Source organism: Enterobacter cloacae complex sp. 402C9, assembly GCF_050030745.1.
In the GTDB taxonomy this organism is placed as follows: domain Bacteria; phylum Pseudomonadota; class Gammaproteobacteria; order Enterobacterales; family Enterobacteriaceae; genus Enterobacter; species Enterobacter intestinihominis.
In genome coordinates, this window is sequence record NZ_JBLGUW010000001.1 from 3,553,078 (window position 1) to 3,570,626 (window position 17,549).

General features: G+C 59.3%; 7 protein-coding genes. 5 read left to right on the plus strand and 2 right to left on the minus strand.

Going from position 1 to position 17,549, the window contains the following annotated elements:
- Window positions 1-3: 3 nt before the first annotated feature.
- Entirely contained in the window at window positions 4-933 is a 930-nt protein-coding gene (locus ACQG1K_RS16895) for a LysR family transcriptional regulator (protein ID WP_367075937.1), read from the minus strand.
- Between the two features lie 108 nt (window positions 934-1,041).
- Between ACQG1K_RS16895 and ACQG1K_RS16900 the strand changes: the two genes are divergently transcribed.
- The 3 genes from ACQG1K_RS16900 (at window position 1,042) to ACQG1K_RS16910 (ending at window position 3,395) form a co-directional block, all read left to right on the plus strand.
- Window positions 1,042-1,647, plus strand: coding sequence for an NADPH-dependent F420 reductase (locus ACQG1K_RS16900; protein ID WP_063147478.1), 606 nt, complete (start codon window positions 1,042-1,044; stop codon window positions 1,645-1,647).
- A gap of 18 nt (window positions 1,648-1,665) precedes the next feature.
- Complete coding sequence (locus ACQG1K_RS16905) at window positions 1,666-2,547, plus strand: helix-turn-helix domain-containing protein (protein WP_022649103.1); 882 nt, start codon at window positions 1,666-1,668, stop codon at window positions 2,545-2,547.
- Between the two features lie 101 nt (window positions 2,548-2,648).
- A complete protein-coding gene (locus tag ACQG1K_RS16910; protein WP_126502722.1) occupies window positions 2,649-3,395 on the plus strand; it encodes an SDR family oxidoreductase in 747 nt (248 codons plus the stop codon).
- A 39-nt stretch (window positions 3,396-3,434) separates the two neighbouring features.
- On the opposite strand, the gene ACQG1K_RS16915 is transcribed toward ACQG1K_RS16910, so the two are convergent.
- Window positions 3,435-4,157, minus strand: a complete 723-nt coding sequence (locus tag ACQG1K_RS16915) for an SDR family oxidoreductase (RefSeq protein WP_367075939.1) — start codon at window positions 4,155-4,157, stop codon at window positions 3,435-3,437.
- Between the two features lie 98 nt (window positions 4,158-4,255).
- Here ACQG1K_RS16915 and ACQG1K_RS16920 point away from each other — a divergent pair, with 98 nt between their 5' ends.
- Complete coding sequence (locus tag ACQG1K_RS16920; protein WP_367075941.1) at window positions 4,256-5,173, plus strand: LysR family transcriptional regulator; 918 nt, start codon at window positions 4,256-4,258, stop codon at window positions 5,171-5,173.
- Window positions 5,174-6,067: 894 nt separating this feature from the next.
- On the plus strand, window positions 6,068-17,491 hold the full coding sequence (locus ACQG1K_RS16925; protein WP_426720778.1) for a BapA/Bap/LapF family large adhesin: 11,424 nt from the start codon (window positions 6,068-6,070) through the stop codon (window positions 17,489-17,491).
- Window positions 17,492-17,549 lie beyond the last annotated feature (58 nt).

Consider the following 17,549-nt stretch of genomic DNA (forward strand, 5'->3'; position numbering starts at 1 on the left):
AGCTCACTTGCCGGATCCGCTGCGTTCGTTGAGAGGCATGCCAGCCTGCATTTTCAGCCTGTTAACGAACCAGCGTCCGGCCGGGCCGGGCGGATGTTCCTCCAGGTGCACCGCCTGCATGGAAAAACCGGGCCCGACGTCGGGCTGCATCGGCACGTTCAGCGTAACCAGTTTTCCCGCTGCGAGATCTTCCTCGACCATTGGCAGCGGCATATAACCCCACCCCAGTCCGGCACGCAGGAAGGCGTGCTTCGCGCCCATATCCGCTAAATGCCATGTCTTTGACGACATGACGCCAAAGCTTCGGCCCACGGTGAGAGAGGAGCGATCGGTCAGCACCAGCTGGACGTGTTCCTGTAAAAGTGAACGAAGGATCGGACCGGACGCGTTCGCCAGCGGATGCTCAGGGGAGACAACGGCCACCGCAGGCACGCTGAGAAGGAATTCTGAGGTGCATCCCGCCGGAAGATGCGGCAGCGATCCGGTTATCGCCACCCGGCAATGACCGTCCAGTAAAGGCTGGAACACCGCCCCCAACGCTTCCACATACAAACGCAGCGGGGTGTCAGGAAATGCCTGCTGAAACGCCTTCACCGCAGCGGTGAGCTGCGCTACGGGAAACATCACGTCGACGGACACCGCCAGTTCAGGCTCAAGACCTTCGGCTAAGGTGCGCGCCTTCGCCTTAAAGGCGTCCATCCCGGCAGTGGCAAGACGCGCCGCTTCCAGCATGGCGACGCCCGCCTCCGTCAGCGTCGGATAACGCCCGGTACGATCGAATAATGGAAACCCGACCTGCGCCTCAAGGTTTGCCAGCGTCGCGCTGACAACCGACTGCGCGCGCCGCAGCCTGCGACCGGCGGCGGAAAAACTCCCTTCATCAACGGCAGCAATAAAGGTGCGGAGTTGATCAACAGACATACCGTCCAGCATGTATCGCCCCAGCAGATGGATCCCATCTAATTATATAGGCTATTCAGATAGGTCAAAGATTACTACTCTCAGTGCATGTTCACTACTCTTCAATGAAGGAAATACAATATGAAAACGACTACTGTAGGTATCATCGGCGCTGGCGCTATCGGGCAAGCCTTTGCAGAACAACTGGTTAAAGCGGGCATGAACGCTATTCTGAGTAACAGCCGCGGGCCGGAAAGCCTGACTGCGGTGGTTGAGAAACTGGGCCACGGGGCTCACGCTGGCACCGTAGAACAGGCCGCCCAGGCCGACATCGTTTTTGTCAGCACAAACTGGGACAAAACCGAGGCCGCGTTACGCGGCATCAACTGGGAGGGGCGTATCCTGATCGACGCGACCAACCCGGTCATACTGCCAGGCTTCACGCTGGCTGAACTGGGCGGAAAAAACTCAAGCCAGGTGGTGACACAGTGGGCTCCGGGTGCACGCGTCGTTAAAGCCTTCAATACTCTCCTTGCAGGGGTGCTGGCTCAGGATCCGGCGCAGGCGGGTGGCCGTCGTGTCGTCTTTATCTCCGGAGACCATCCTGACGCAAAGGCGGAAATAACAGCCTTAGCCGGTCAACTGGGCTTCGCAAGTATTGATTTAGGCAGCCTGGAGGTTGGCGGTACGCTACAACAATTCCCCGGAGGGCCTCTTCCGGCGGTGAACCTGGTGCAACTGGCATAGCTAAAGGCAACGATAAATATGACGCAGCGTACTTCCGCAGAGACCTTTGAAGAATACCTTCCCGGCAAGCTGATCAGGGAACATCGGGCGCAATCTTCCCGGGATGTATTCGTGCAAATTCTGGCGCGCAGACACGTGCAGGAAAACGTCATTATTCCGGCAGTGCCGGAGCCTTTTATCGTCTGGATCCTCTCAGGTAATGCCGTCGTTGAGGAGCGTTCCCCCGGTGAGCCGTGGTTAGCAAACCGCGTTACCGCAGGCGATTTCTTTCTCACAACGGCGGCTTCTCCTACTGAAATGCGCTGGCACGCCGGGCCAGATACGCCTTTCGTCGTTATGCATGTTTATATGGGAGTGGCTATGATGCAGGAGTATGAACTGCGGGAAGTCTCCGGCGCGCGCGACGACACGCTATCCGCCCTGCTGGAGCAGATACGTCAGGAGCTGTATCTGCAAAATCCACCCAGCGGCCCGTTTATTCAGGGCATTGCGCAGGCGCTGGCAGTACATCTGATTCGCACCTATGGCACACATGCGAAACGACACCGCGGGGGCTTGCAGGCATTTAAGCTGCACCGGGTCTTCACGGCAATGCGTGAAGGGTTAGCCCAGCCGTTTGACCTGGCACGCCTGGCTGAACTGACCGATCTTAGCGAATACCATTTTAGCCGCGCCTTTAAACAGTCAACCGGACTTTCCCCTTCTCACTACTTTATCCGGCTACGCATGGAGGAGGCGCGTCGCATGCTATCGGAAAGCAATGATTCCATTATCAATATTGCACTGAACGTCGGATACACCAGCCCCAGCCACTTTGCTGCCGTATTCCTCAGGCATAACGGCGTGACGCCCTCCCACTATCGCAGCGATGCCGTTCGCAGCAAAAGCCCGACAGTTTGAGCAAAAGCCCGCGCGAAGCGATTGCCAGAAAGATCCATTATTGACCCGTACTTCAGACATTCTTTCTGAAGCGTTGAAATCAACTCTCAAGAGGATCAACTATGGAACTCAACGGTAAAGTCGCGCTCATCACCGGTGCTTCAAGCGGAATTGGTGCCTCCACGGCCAAAAAGTTAGCGGAACAGGGCGTCAGGGTAGGTCTCGCCGCCCGCCGTCTGGATCGTCTTCAGGCGCTGGTGTCTGAAATTGAGGCTGCTGGCGGGGAAGCCATGGCGCTGGCCTTGGATGTCACTGACCCGGCCTCAGTTAATAAAGGGGTGGAGGCACTGCACAAACGCTATGGCCATATTGATATCGCCTTTAATAACGCCGGGCTGATGCCGATTTCGGATATCGCCAGCCTCCGTGTTGACGAGTGGCATCGAATGGTAGATGTAAACGTAAAGGGCCTGTTTAACACGGTCGCGGCCGTATTGCCGATTATGCAGTCACAGCGCTCGGGTCATATCATCAATACCTCGTCGATCGCCGGGCGTAAAACGTTTCCCGGACTGGGCGTATACTGCGCGACGAAGCACGCGGTTGCCGCCTTCTCGGATATTTTGCGTATGGAGCTGGCCCCTCAGTTCAACATTCGCGTCACCTCGCTTCAGCCGGGTGCCGTTGAAAGTGAATTATTCGAGCATATCAGTGACCAAAATTATCGTGCACAGATGGAACAGCTGAAGGAGAAGATGACGTTCCTGAAAGCCGATGATATCGCCGACTCGATTCTTTACGTATTGCAGGCACCGGAACATGTGGACGTGGCAGAGCTGTTTATTATGCCGACCGAACAGCCGTGGTAAGAGGGTGAAGCGGGTCAGGCTGGTGCCTGACCCGCTACGTTAGTTTGCAGAGGCCGTAGGTCTGATGGTGATTTCGGTGGTATCGACACTCTCAGGCGCCTCGATGATGTGGCGCACGGCGCGAGCGATATCAGCCGGTTTGAGAGCAATAGCCCGGTACGCATCCATCACCGCCATGGTTTCTTCGTGCGTGATGGTCGAGGCCAGTTCGCTTTCCACTACCCCAGGGTTGACGCAGGACACACGGATGTTCGAACTTTCCTGACGTAAACCATCGGAAATGGCCCGTACCGCAAATTTGGTCGCGCAATAGACGGCGGCCGTGGGCACGACGGACAAGGCACCAATCGAGCCTATATTGACGATCTGCCCCGAGCTCTGGGCTTCCATAATCGGCAAAACAGCACCAATACCCCACAGTACGCCCTTGATATTTACGTCAATGGTGCGCTCCCATTCATCCTGCTTGCCAGCCGAAAGGGGAGAGAGAGGCATAATGCCCGCGTTGTTAATAAGTACGTCAATGCGGCCCCACTTATCCCGTGCTGCCTGAACGAAGGCGGCCATCGACTGGCGGCTGGTAACGTCTAATACCTGAGCCTCTGCCTCCCCACCTGCGCTGCGGATTTCATCAGCCAGAGCGTGGATGCGATCCAGCCTGCGTGCACCCAGGAACACTTTTGCGCCAGCCTTGCCGAGCTCTCTGGCGATACCTTCTCCGATACCGCTGGAGGCGCCGGTAATTAAGATGACTTTGTTCATGTTTTACTCCTTCAGTTGAGTTCACTGCAATCATAGATACAGACCATTGTTTCTTGTATCCTGCCTTTACTGGACTCACTGGTTAGCAATGTTAAACAATGAAAATCGATCTTAATTTGTTACCGCTTTTTCTGGCGGTCGCCGAAGAACGCAGCTTCAGCGCTGCCGCCGGGCGCCTGGGCATAACCCGTTCCGCTGTCAGCCAGGGAATAAGACGTCTCGAAGATGGGTTTCAGACCCTGCTGGTGATGCGCACCACGCGCTCGGTAAGGCTCACCGAAGCGGGTGAACAGTTGCATAAATCGTTGCTGGGGCCCATCGCCAACATTGAGGCGGCCTTTGACGACGTCACCTCGGACAGCATACCGCGCGGACAGCTCAGGATCGCTGTCACCTCAATTGCGGAAGCGTTTCTTTCGGGCCCACTGCTCGCCTCGTTTACGGCCGAGCATCCTGCGGTATCGCTTGATGTTTTCGTGTCAGATGAGGAATTCGATATCGTGGCAGCGGGCTATGACGCCGGGGTGAGGCTGGGCGAAGTTATCGAAAAAGACATGATCGCTATTCCCCTTACGGGCCAGCAGCGTGAACGGGTGGTGGCTTCACCTTCCTATCTGGCGACACACAGCGCACCGACGCACCCCCGTGAGCTGGTCGCTCATCGGTGTATCGGCTGGCGCCCTTCCCCGGACGTTGCCCCCTATCGCTGGGAGTTTGAGGAAGCAGGCGTCCCTTTCGATGTGGCAATTGAACCACAAATCACCACTAACGATCTGCGTCTTATGCTCAGCCTCGCGCTGGCCGGCGGTGGTATAACCTTTGCCACAGAGGATACCTTCACACCGTACATTGAATCAGGACAGCTGGTTTCCTTACTGGATGCGTTTCTTCCATCTTTTCCTGGTTTTTATCTCTATTTTCCCCAGCGCCACAATATGGCCCCCAAGCTCAGAGCCCTGATCGAGCACATCCGCCAGTGGCGACAGTTCCCCGCCACGCAGCCGACACTGCGTTAAATGGTTCCAACCCTGAATGCAGATTTTCCTCAATCTACTGCATCCCTTTGATGAGCATCAACGACAGCACGTCATTACCATGGAAAATGACAACGGACACGATGGGCAGGACTTCACACAAGGATGGAACCTTAAAAATGTACAGACCAATAGTTGTTATCCTCTTTATTCTTTTGACATTAGCTGCCCTCGTGGAAATCGGCATAATTTCTTTAGGCTAATACCGATAGCCTCTGAAAGGCCACGCTTGCGGCCTTTTATTTATTAAACATGAGAAGAAAATACGTAATTTTTTTGGGTAGCAGAAATTAACCCGCCCGTAAAAATATATTTTATAAATGAGAGAGTTTTAAATATATCATACACCAGATATTTTACCCTAACTTAAACTACAATTAAGCAGCAATTAAACCTAACCAAAATTAGATATTTATCGCATATTATAATTATTAATATCGCCCCACCAGCACCGTTTTAAGGGTTGCACCTTTTACGCCAAAACCCTTCATCCACGCGCCCTCATAGCTAACGAAATATATTCACGCTATCAATTAATCTCCCCTGCAATAGCCGCATTGGGTTTACGAACACTTAATTTGCTTATTCAGACATTTATAGCTATATCATTTTTATAACGAAATAATTTAATACCTGCACAAATAATAAGGCTTATAAATCGCAAACATATAAATAAACAACTATTTCCTGTGTAAATAATTAGCTTTGCCCTGAGGTTGCCACTTTTAATCCTGGCGGGCATCGGTCGCGCTAAAGAAAGTAACGGTAAATCCTGTTTATTAAACAGTATTTTCGCCGGGAGCGCGTTCATCCCTTCAGAAACGATGGCTTTGTTTGACACGCCGTAACCAATCACTCTGCTGGAGTAATAACTGTATGAGCCAAATATCTGTTATATCTAAATTAACTGGCGTGGAAACGACCACGGAAGGGACACAGATAACACTCGATCACTCCTCAATCGTTAAGCTTAACGTGGATCGAGCCAACATCGCAGATTACTCCCGCAGCGGAAACGATCTGGTGATTACCCTCAATTCGGGCGAAGTGATTACTCTCAAGAATTTCTACGTCACTGATGCGCAGGGCGTAAGCCAGCTGGTGCTTGAAGAGAGTGACGGAGCGCTGTGGTGGATTGAAGATCCAACCGGTGCCGCGACCTATGAATCCATCGCCTCCACCGATGCATTACTGGCGGCGTCAGGGAGTGATGCTGGTGGCGCCGCTGCGTGGCCCTGGGTGCTGGGTGGCCTGGCCGCCGCAGGTGGGATTGCTATTGCGGCGGGAACCGGCGGTGGAGGTGGCGGAGATGACGATAACAACAACCCGAATCCCGGTAATCCGGGAAATCCTTCCGAACCTGATACTACGCCTCCGAATACTCCCACTAATCTTCAGGTCTCACCTGACGGCAAAACCGTAACAGGTACGGCTGAACCGGGCAGCACGATTACCCTTAAAGATGCCGATGGCAACACCATTGGAACGGGCAAGGTCGGCAGCGACGGCAAATTTACTATCGATCTCGGTACGCCGCTCACCAACGGGGAGCAGATCACCGCCACGGCCACCGACCCGTCCGGCAATACCAGCCAGGGTGGTCAGGTCACAGCACCGGATCTCACCGCGCCGGATGCACCTGCCAATCTGGAGGTTTCGCCTGACGGCAAAACCGTGTCCGGTACGGCTGAGCCGGGCAGCACCGTGACACTGAAAGATGCCGATGGCAACACCATCGGAACGGGCAAGGCTGGCAGCGACGGGAAATTTACTATCGATCTCGGCACGCCGCTCACCAACGGGGAGCAGATCACCGCCACCGCCACCGATCCGTCCGGCAATACCAGCCCGGGCGTTCAGGTCACGGCACCGGATTCAACCGCGCCGGCTGCCCCCGAGATTGTCACCGTCAATGATAACGTGGGCACCGAAGCGGGCCCGCTGAGCAACGGACAACGCACGGACGATGCACGCCCGACGTTCAGCGGCATCAGTGAAGCTGGCACCGTTATTACCTTCTATGACAACGGCAAGCCGATCGGCACCGCCACGGCCGATGCTACCGGGAAATGGAGCTTTACCCCGTCGACCAACCTGTCTGAAGGAAACCACGCCATTACCACCACCGCGACCGATGCGGCAGGCAATACCAGCCCGGCGTCCACGGCGGTGACCTTCGTGGTGGATACTGTCGCACCAGGTGCCCCGGCCATCACCGGTATGACCGATGACGTTGCGCCCAATACCGGCGTGCTCGGAAGCGGAAGCACCACTAACGATCCGCGCCCGCAGCTCACCGGCACGGCGGAAGCGGGCTCTACGGTCACCATCTATGATAACGGCATTGCCATTGGCACAGCGGTTGTAGGCAGCAACGGAAGCTGGAGCTTTACGCCGTCGGTTAACCTGAGCGAAGGCAGCCACCAGCTTACCGTACGCGCCACCGACATCGCCGGTAACACCGGTCCGGCCTCGCCGGCCTTTACCGTAACGGTGGATGTCACCACCCCGCCGGTGCCGACAGGATTTATCGTTAACGATGACACCGGAGGGCTGAAAGGCACGATTACCGCCGGGCAGTTTACCGACGAGTCGCAGCCCCGCCTGACGGGCCGAGGAGAACCAGGCAGCACGATTACGGTTTACGATAACGGCGTTGCGATTGGCAGCACAACGGTTCTGCCGAACGGTACCTGGAGCATCACGCCGACAACGCCGCTGGCAGAGGGTGCACATTCGATTACCCTGCGCGAAACCGATGCGGCAGGCAACCAGAGCGGCCTGTCTCAGCCGATCAACTTTACCGTCGATCTTACGCCGCCAGACATGCCGGAGGCGACGCTCAATTCGACAGGCACGCAAATCACCGGTACTGCCGAGCCGGGCAGTAAAATTGTCATCACCAACAACGCCGGGGTGCAAATCGGGACCGCCACTGCCGACAGCAACGGCAACTACGTCGCCAACCTGAACCCTGCACAAGTGAACGGCGAGATCATCTCCGTGGTCGCCTCCGATGCCGCAGGCAACCAGAGTTCACCGGCGCTGGTTAACGCAGCGGACATCACCGCGCCTGCCGCACCGGGTAACCTGGTGGTGGCGGAAGACGGGGCAAGCGTCAGCGGAACCGCCGAGCCAAACAGCACGATTATTATTAAAGCGCCGGACGGTACGATCATCGGCCAGGCCACCGCCGGTCCGGACGGCACCTTTACCATCCCGATTTCGCCAGCCCAGACCAACGGCGAAGCCCTTGCAGTGACGGCCACCGACGGCAGCGGCAACACCAGTCCGTCCGGCTTTGCCGACGCGCCAGACAGCACGCCACCGCTGGCACCGGAAAACGTGGTGATCTCTGCCGACGGCACCACGGTAACCGGTACAGCCGAGCCGGGCAGCACCGTCACCATTCGTGAAAATGGCGTTAAGGTCGGGGAAGCGGTCGCCGACGATCAGGGTAATTTCAGCGTTGATCTGATCCCGCCGAAAGCCAACGGCGAAGCCCTGACCGCAGATGCCACCGATACCGCCGGAAACACCGGCCCGACCGCGCCGTTTGACGCGCCGGACATCACCGCGGCACAAACCCCGGTCATCACAGGCGTGGAGGATGATGCGCTCGACGTCACCGGTCCTGTCAGCCAGAACGGTCTCACCAACGACAAAACCCCGACCATCAACGGAACGGGCGAGCCCGGCACGACGATCACCCTCTACAGCGGCACCACTGAAATCGGCACCGCGGTGGTTGGGCCTGACGGCCAGTGGTCCATCACGCTGGAAACGGATCTTCCCGACGGCGGGCACGTGCTGACGGCGACGGCGGTTGACGCCAACAATAACCTCAGCGGGACATCGAACACCTGGAGCATCACGGTGGATACCGCCGCGCCGGGCGCTCCAGCCATTACGCAGGTCATTGATGACGTACCGGGCCGCACGGGGCCGCTCGACAACAACCAAATCACCAACGACACGCTCCCGACGCTGAACGGTACCGGCGAGCCGGGCTCCACCGTGACGATCCGCCTGGACGGACAGGATATTGGTACTGCCATTGTGAACAACGGCGGCGCATGGACCTTCACGCCCACTACCGCATTAGGGAACGGGCAGCATACGTTCACCGTCGTCGCGAGCGATGCGGCCGGCAACACCAGCGCATCATCACCCGGCTTTACCTTTACCGTCGATACCACTCCGCCACCGGCGGCCACCCTTGACACCGTCTCCGATAACATCGGCACTGTGCAGGTTCCGCTTAACAGCGGGGATACTACCGATGACACGCTGCCGCAGCTGCAGGGAACCGCACCGGAAGGCACCACCATCACTATCTATGACGGGACCACCCTGCTTGGCACGGCCGTGCTTGACGGTAGCGGCGGCTGGAGCTTTACGCCAACCACGCCGCTGACGGACGGCCCGCATTCGCTGACGGTCCACGCGACGGATGAGGCGGGTAATACCACCATCTCGCCACCGTTTGAGCTGGCGATCGACACGACCGCGCCTGCAACGCCGGATATTCCTGAGATCACCGTGAACCCGGACGGCGCCACACCGGGGACGGCTCTGAATCCTGGGGAGACCACCCGCGATACCACACCAACCCTGAGCGGCTCGGGCACGCCGGGAGATACCGTAAACATTTACGATGGCGCAACCAAAATAGGTGAAGCCGAGATCGATGGCGACGGTAACTGGAGCTGGACACCGGAAGATCCGCTCCCTGACGGCACCTACGATCTCTCCCTGACGGTGACCAATCAGGACAGCGCCGGGAACGAAAGCGCACCGTCCACGCCAGTGACCATTACCATTGATACCGACGCGCCGGGCCAGCCGGGGATCCCGACAGTGACAGACAGCGTAAGCCAGATCACCGGGCCAGTGGACAACGGCGGAACCACCAACGATCCGCGCCCGGTACTGAGCGGCACCGGTACGCCGAATGACGTCATTACCATCTATGACCAGGTGGGTACAGGCGAGCCGCAGGCCGTGGGCAGCGTCACGGTGGACGGTAGCGGTAACTGGAGCTGGCGTCCTGAGAGCAACATTGGCGAAGGGACGCACCAATACACGGCGACCGCCACCGATGAAGCCGGCAATGAATCTCTGCCATCAACCGGTATCACGATAACGGTCGACACCCTCGCCCCGGATACCCCGCTCATCGGTTCCATTGGCGGCGCTCAGAATGGAGGCTCAACCAACGATAACACACCTGTCATTGGCGGAGGCGGCACGACCGGCGAAACGGTGATTATCTACAACAACGGCGTGGAAGTGGATCGCGTTGAAATCGCCAATGGCGAGTGGTCATACACCCTGCCGACACAAACCGATGGTCCGCTGAATATCACCGTCGCCGCGGTGGACGACGCGGGTAACCTGAGCCCGGTCAGCCCGGTCTTTAGCGTGACGGTCGATACGCAGGCACCGACCGTGCCGCAAATTGACGCCGTCTCTGACAGCCAACTGACTAACAGCGTGCTTTACACCCGCGACGGTACCCCAACCCTCACCGGGATTGGCGAGCCGGGTTCGAGCGTAACCGTTTCTGTTGATGGCACGCCGTCTCCGGTGGTCGTGGTGGTTCAGCCGAACGGGACATGGTCCTGGACAGCCGACCCCGCGCTTGCGGAAGGGCCGCACACCTTCTCGGTTGCCGCAAGTGACGCGGCGGGGAATACCTCCGCCAGCTCCGGCGATCTCAGCGTGACGGTGGATACGCTGCTTCCTGCAACGCCAACCAATATCACCATTGCCGCAGAGGGCACGCCGCTGACCGGTACGGCAGATGATGGAACCACGGTGACGGTGCGTGACGCCGGCGGCAATATCATCGGGACCGGTGTCGCGACGGGAGGCACCTTCGCCATCGCCCTCTCCCCGGCCCAACTGGATCCCGCGACGCTGACGCTGTTCGCCACGGACGCCGCAGGTAATGCAAGCCCGACAACCACCTTTGACGTACCGGACTCCCCGCTTATTCTGCCAGCGGTGCCGGTGATTACGGCAATCAACGATGATGCCGATCCCGTCACTGGCGATGTGAAAGATAAAACCACCAATGACACCACGCCTACCCTTACCGGCACCGCCGATCCGGGTAGCGTCATCACCATTTATCTGGATGGGGCGCTGGTTCCGCTGACCGAAATTGTTGCGGATACAGACGGCAACTGGAGCTACACGCCGCTGCTGCCGCTCGCGGAAGGCCCACACACCTTCGCCGTCACCGCCACGAATACCGGCACCGGCGCGACCAGCGGGCAGTCGCCGATCGCGACCGTCACCGTCGACCTCACCGATCCGACCGCACCAGCCATCGGTGCGGTGACCGATGACGTAGGCCCGGTCATCGGCCCAATCGCTGACGGGCAGAGCACCAACGACAACCGTCCTACCCTGTCCGGAACAGGCACGGCCGGGGACACCATTACGGTGTACGATGACGGCGACCCGCTGGGCACCGTTGTTGTCGGTCCGACCGGCACCTGGAGCTACACGCCGCCTGCGCTGGACGACGGCAGCCACACCCTGACCGTGACCGCCACCGACCCGGCAGGCAATGAGAGCGCCCCGTCGGCCGGGATCACCATTGTGGTCGACACCGTTTCCACCACGCCGGTAATTACCAGCGTGACGGATAACGCAGGGAATGCGGCAACGCCTGTCCCAAGCGGCGATCCAACCAACGACACTACGCCAACCCTGACCGGTAGCGCCGAGCCGAACAGCGTCGTCGCCATTTTTGATGGCGCTACGCAAATTGGTACGGTGGCAGCAGACGGCACCGGTGCCTGGACATTTACCCCTGAAACCGCCCTCGGCGAAGGGACGCATGACTTTACTGTCAGAGCGACGGATCCGCAGGGCAACGTCAGCCAGCCGTCCAACGCCTGGAGCGTCGAAATCGATCTGACTGCGCCACAGGTGCCGACGATCGTTACGGTCAGCGACAACGCCCCGGGAGGCGCAACCGGCCCGCTTACCGCCGGGCAGGTGACCAATGACACCACGCCAACCCTCAGCGGCACCGGCCAGGCGGGTACCATCATTCACGTGCTGAATAACGGCGTGGAGATTGGCACCACCACGGTCGACGGCAGCGGCAACTGGACCTTTACGCCGGATCCGGTACTGACGGACGGGACGTATAACCTGCGCGTTAACGCCAGCGATGATGTCGGAAACGTCTCCGCCAACTCGCCAGTGTTCGCCTTTACGGTGGATACCGCCGGGCCTGCGGCCCCGGTGGTTACCACGGTAATAGACGATGTCAGCCCGGGAACGGGAACCCTCGCCAGCGACGGCTCCACGAACGACACCCGTCCAACCTTCAACGGTACGGGGGAAGTGGGCGCAACGGTACACGTTATTGTCGATGATGTGGAAATTGGCACGGCGGTCGTCAACGCCCAGGGTAACTGGACCTTCACGCCGACCACTGAACTGGGCGAAGGGCCGCACGTTATTACCTTCAACGCCACCGATGCCGCAGGCAATACCGGGGTCACCTCACCACCGTTCAACCTGACGGTGGATACCTCGGTGCCCGAAGCACCGGTCTTTACCCCGGCCACTGACGATGCTGGTACCGTGCTGGGCCCGGTCGCCTCGGGACAAAGCACAGACGACACCACGCCAACGCTGAACGGCACCGCGGCGGCCAACGCGACCATCACCATTTATGAAAGTGGCCGTGAAGTGGGTACCGCCGTGGCGGACGCAAACGGCGTATGGAGCTTTACCACCGGTACGCTGGCAAACGGCAGCCACACCTGGACCGCCACGGTAACCGATGCCGCGGGCAACGTCAGCCCTGCCTCACCAGGCTTTACGCTGGTGGTAGATACGGCTGCGCCTGTCGCGCCGGTTATCACCCAGGCGATTGACGACGTTGGCACCATCACCGGGGCAATAGGTTCCGGCCAGACCACCAACGATCCTCTCCCGCGTCTGGTGGGGACCAGCGAGCCGCTGGCCACCGTGAATATTTATGAGGGCACCACGCTGGTGGGCACCGGTACTGCCGATGCCGATGGCAACTGGACCGTCGATATCACCGTGCCGCTGGACAGTGGGTCACACACCTTTACCGCAGAAGCAACGGATCAGGCGGGTAACACCAGCACGTCGTCCGCCGACTTCAGCCTGACCATTGACACCACACCGCCAGCGCTGCCGGTGCTGACCAGCATCACCGACGATGTCGGTAACGCCGCTGCGCCTGTCGCCAACGGCGGGTTAACCAACGACGCGCGGCCAACGCTCACCGGTACGGCAGAAGCCGGCGCGACGGTCACCATCTTTGATAATGGGGTACAGATTGGCACCGCAGTCGCCACCGGTGGCGCGTGGAGCTTTACGCCTTCCACCCCGCTGACTGACGGGCCGCATAATCTGACCTTCTCCGCTACCGACGCGGTGGGCAACGCCAGCGCGCAGACCGGCGGTTACACCATTAATGTGGATGCCACCGCCCCTGTCGTACCGGCAATCACCTCGATTGAGGATGATGTGGGGACCGTCACCGGACCTGTTACTGGCACCAACCCAACCAACGACACCCGTCCGACCTTAAACGGTACGGCAGAAGCCAATGCCACCGTACGTATTTACGACGGCACGACGCTGGTGGGGACCGTCACTGCCGATGCCAACGGCAACTGGACGCTGCCGCAAACCAGCACCACGCTGACGGAAGGCGCGCATAACTTCACCGCAACCGCCACCGATGCCGCGGGCAATACCAGCGTGGCTTCACCGATTATCACGATTAACGTTGACCTGACGCCGCCACCAGCCCCAACCGGGCTGGCGGTGATCACCAACGGGACGCAGGTCACCGGTACAGCAGAAGCGGGAAGCACCGTCACCATCACCAGCAGCACCGGAACCGTGCTTGGAACGGCCGTCGCGGACGGTAGCGGAAGCTTCAGCGCCACCATCACCCCTGCACAGACCGCCGGTGAATCCCTGATCGTCTTTGCTACCGATAAGGCCGGTAACGCGGGTATCACCACCTCCGTGATTGCCCCGATCACCACAATCCCGAACGCGCCTGTTATCGCCAATATTGACGATAACGTTGGCACGGTGACGGGCAACCTGACCAACGGGAATACCACCGATGACACCACGCCAACCCTGAGCGGCACGGCGCAGCCGAACACGACCATCACCCTCTATAACAACGGGGTGCTGATGGGCACGGTCACCGCGAATGCCAGCGGCAACTGGAGCTTCACCACGCCGGTGCTGAGTGAAGGCCCGCATGCCTTCACCGCCACGGCGAGCAACGGCTCGGGCACCAGCCCGATTTCCACCTCGACCACGGTGATTGTCGATCTCACTGCGCCAACGGCTCCAACCGGGACCTTCAACGCAGACGGCAGCGTACTGACCGGTAGCGCCGAAGCGGGCAGTACCGTCACCATCCGTCTGGCGGATAACTCAACGGTCACCGCCACGGCAGACAGCAACGGCTCCTGGAGCTACACCTTCCTCAATAAACAGACGGAAGGTCAGACGCTGCAAATCACCGCCACCGATGCGGCAGGCAACGTTTCGCTGCCCGGCTCAGCCCTTGCGCCGGTGGTGCCGCTCTCTGCCAGCACCAACGCTGAAGAACTGGCGCTCACGACCACCGCCACGGTGACCAACTCGCAGTACAGCGACTATGGTTTCCTGCTGGTAGGCGCCTTAGGTAACGTGCTGACGCTGCTCGGCAACGACACCGCGCAGGTAGGTTTCACCGTCGGCAACGGCGGCAGTGCGGATATTGCCGTGAACGCCAACGCCACGGGTGCCGTTCTTTCCCTGCTCAATACCCTTGAACTGGTGGTACAGCGCTTTGACGCCGCCAACAACACCTGGACCACCGTGGTCGATACCGGACAGCCGCAGTTCGCTGACCTGTTGACCCTCGGCGCGACGGGGGTGTCGCTGAACCTGAACGGGCTGGCGAATGGTCAGTATCGCGTCCTGAGCTACAACACTAACCTGCTGGCAACTGGCTCTTACACCAGCCTCGATGTGGCGGTGAAAGAGACCAGCGCAGGCACCGTGTCCGGCGAGACCAGCGTTGTCGGGAACGTCATCACTGACGTGGATCCAACCGCAGGCAGCGACAACGCCCCGGCGGGCACCACCGTCACTACGGTCACCAACGCCCAGGGCACCACCACCAGCGTTACGGCTGACGGCACGGTGATTCAGGGGCAATACGGCACGCTGACCATCAACCTGGACGGCAGCTATACCTATAACCTGACCAACACCAGCGCCGCCGTCATTGGCCGCACGGAGAACTTTACCTACACCATCACCCATAACGGCACCAGCGCCTCGGCAAATCTGGTTCTGTCGCTGGGCGAAGGCACTACCAGCAGCGGGATCGTGGCCGTGGACGATACCGCCTCGCTGACCTTCGACACCACCGTGGAGGCGATCAACAACGGCACCTCGTCGCAGGGCGGCTTTACCCTGGTGGGGATCAACCTTGGCAATACCCTGGGGCTGAACCTGCTGGACGATCTGGCCAACCCGATCATCTATAACGTGGAAGAAGGCACCACCCGCACCATGACCGTTCAGGCCTCCGTGGGCGGCGTCGCGCTGGCCTCGGTGTTCGACCTCTACATCTATAAGTTCAACAATGCGACGCAGACCTTCGAGCAGATGCGCGTTGAACCCGGCTGGCTGCGCGCGCCGCTGCTGGGCGGCACCTCCCCGCAGCTGACGTTGAACCTGCCCGCTGGCGAGTACCTGTTCCTGCTCAATACGGCGGCGGGGATCACCGCGCTGACGGCCTACACGCTGAACGTCTTGCAGGATCATGTCTACAGCGTGGCAAGCGTGAGCGAGAGCACGACCGGGGATGTGCTGGCGGATGATATTGCGCCAGCAGGTACCGTGGTCTCCGACGTTAACGGCGTGGCGGTGAACAGCAGCGGCCTGACGGAGATCACCGGCGAGTACGGTACGCTGCGGATCAACGCAGCCGGGGAGTACACTTACACCCTGGACAGCGGAGTCGGCGCTGACAGCATCAGCACCCCAGATACCTTCGTCTACACCATCACCGCGCCGAACGGCTCGAAAGACACGGCATCGCTGAACATCACCCCGACCGCGCAGCCAATGGACGCGGTGAACGATGTCAGCACGGCGATGGACGTGAACTCGGTGCACCGCACCGCCGCATACTCGGATACCACCGTCGGGTCGGCGAGCTGGAACGCCGCGTTGCTTGCCTCAACCCAGGGCAGCGGGAGCGGGACCTTCGTGGTGGATCCTAATACTGCACTGCATAACGTGGTTCTGTCGTTTAACGTCGCCTCGCTGCTGACCCTTACCGGGTTAACGGTCGACTGGACGCTGACCAACGGCACCACCACCCTCAGATCCGGCTCATTTAACGGCGGGCTGCTGCTGGGCGGCAGGGCGACGATCAACCTGACGGGCCTCGATCTGGAAGCGGGAACCTATACGCTGAACTATACCGGCAGAATGGGACCGCTGGGGGTGGGAAATATCACCGTTACCCCAAGCGTCACCGGGACCAGCTACTCCCTGTCGCAGTTTGACGCCACGGGCACCCACACCGTTGACGGCAATATCTTCGACGGCACCGGCTCCGCGGGCGCGATGGACCAGCTGCATTCGGTGGATACCCGTCTCAGCATTACCGGCTACGACGGCGTAACCACCACGCTGGATCCTTACACCGGCAGCACGCAGGTAAACATCACGGGCCACTACGGCACGCTGGCGATTGCCGCAGACGGCAGTTACACCTACACACTCAACCCGGGGATATCGTTCTCTACCATCACCAGCAAGGAGGTCTTTAACTACACCCTGACCGACGCCAACGGCACCCGGGATACCGCCTCGCTGACCATTAATATGGCACCGAAATTTGTCAGTTCGGAACATAACGATGTGATTAGCGGCACGGCCTACGGCGACACGCTGATTTATCAGGTGTTGAACACTACGGCGGGTAACGCCACCGCAGGTAACAGCACGGGTGACCACTGGACGAACTTCTCCCTGTCGCAGGGAGACAAGATCGACATTGGCGATCTGCTGGTGGGCTGGAACGGTAGCGCGTCGACGCTGGGGAACTATGTCTCTGTTTCACAAAGCGGTAACAATACTGTGATCTCCATCGACCGTGACGGCACGGGAGCCGCCTACACTAAATCTACGCTCGTTACGCTGGACAACGTTCAGACCACCTACGACGAGCTTGTAAACCAGCAACACATCATTACCTGATAGCACCTGCAAGAAATGACCCGGGCGCGCACAGCGCCCGGGCATAAACAAAAAAGCA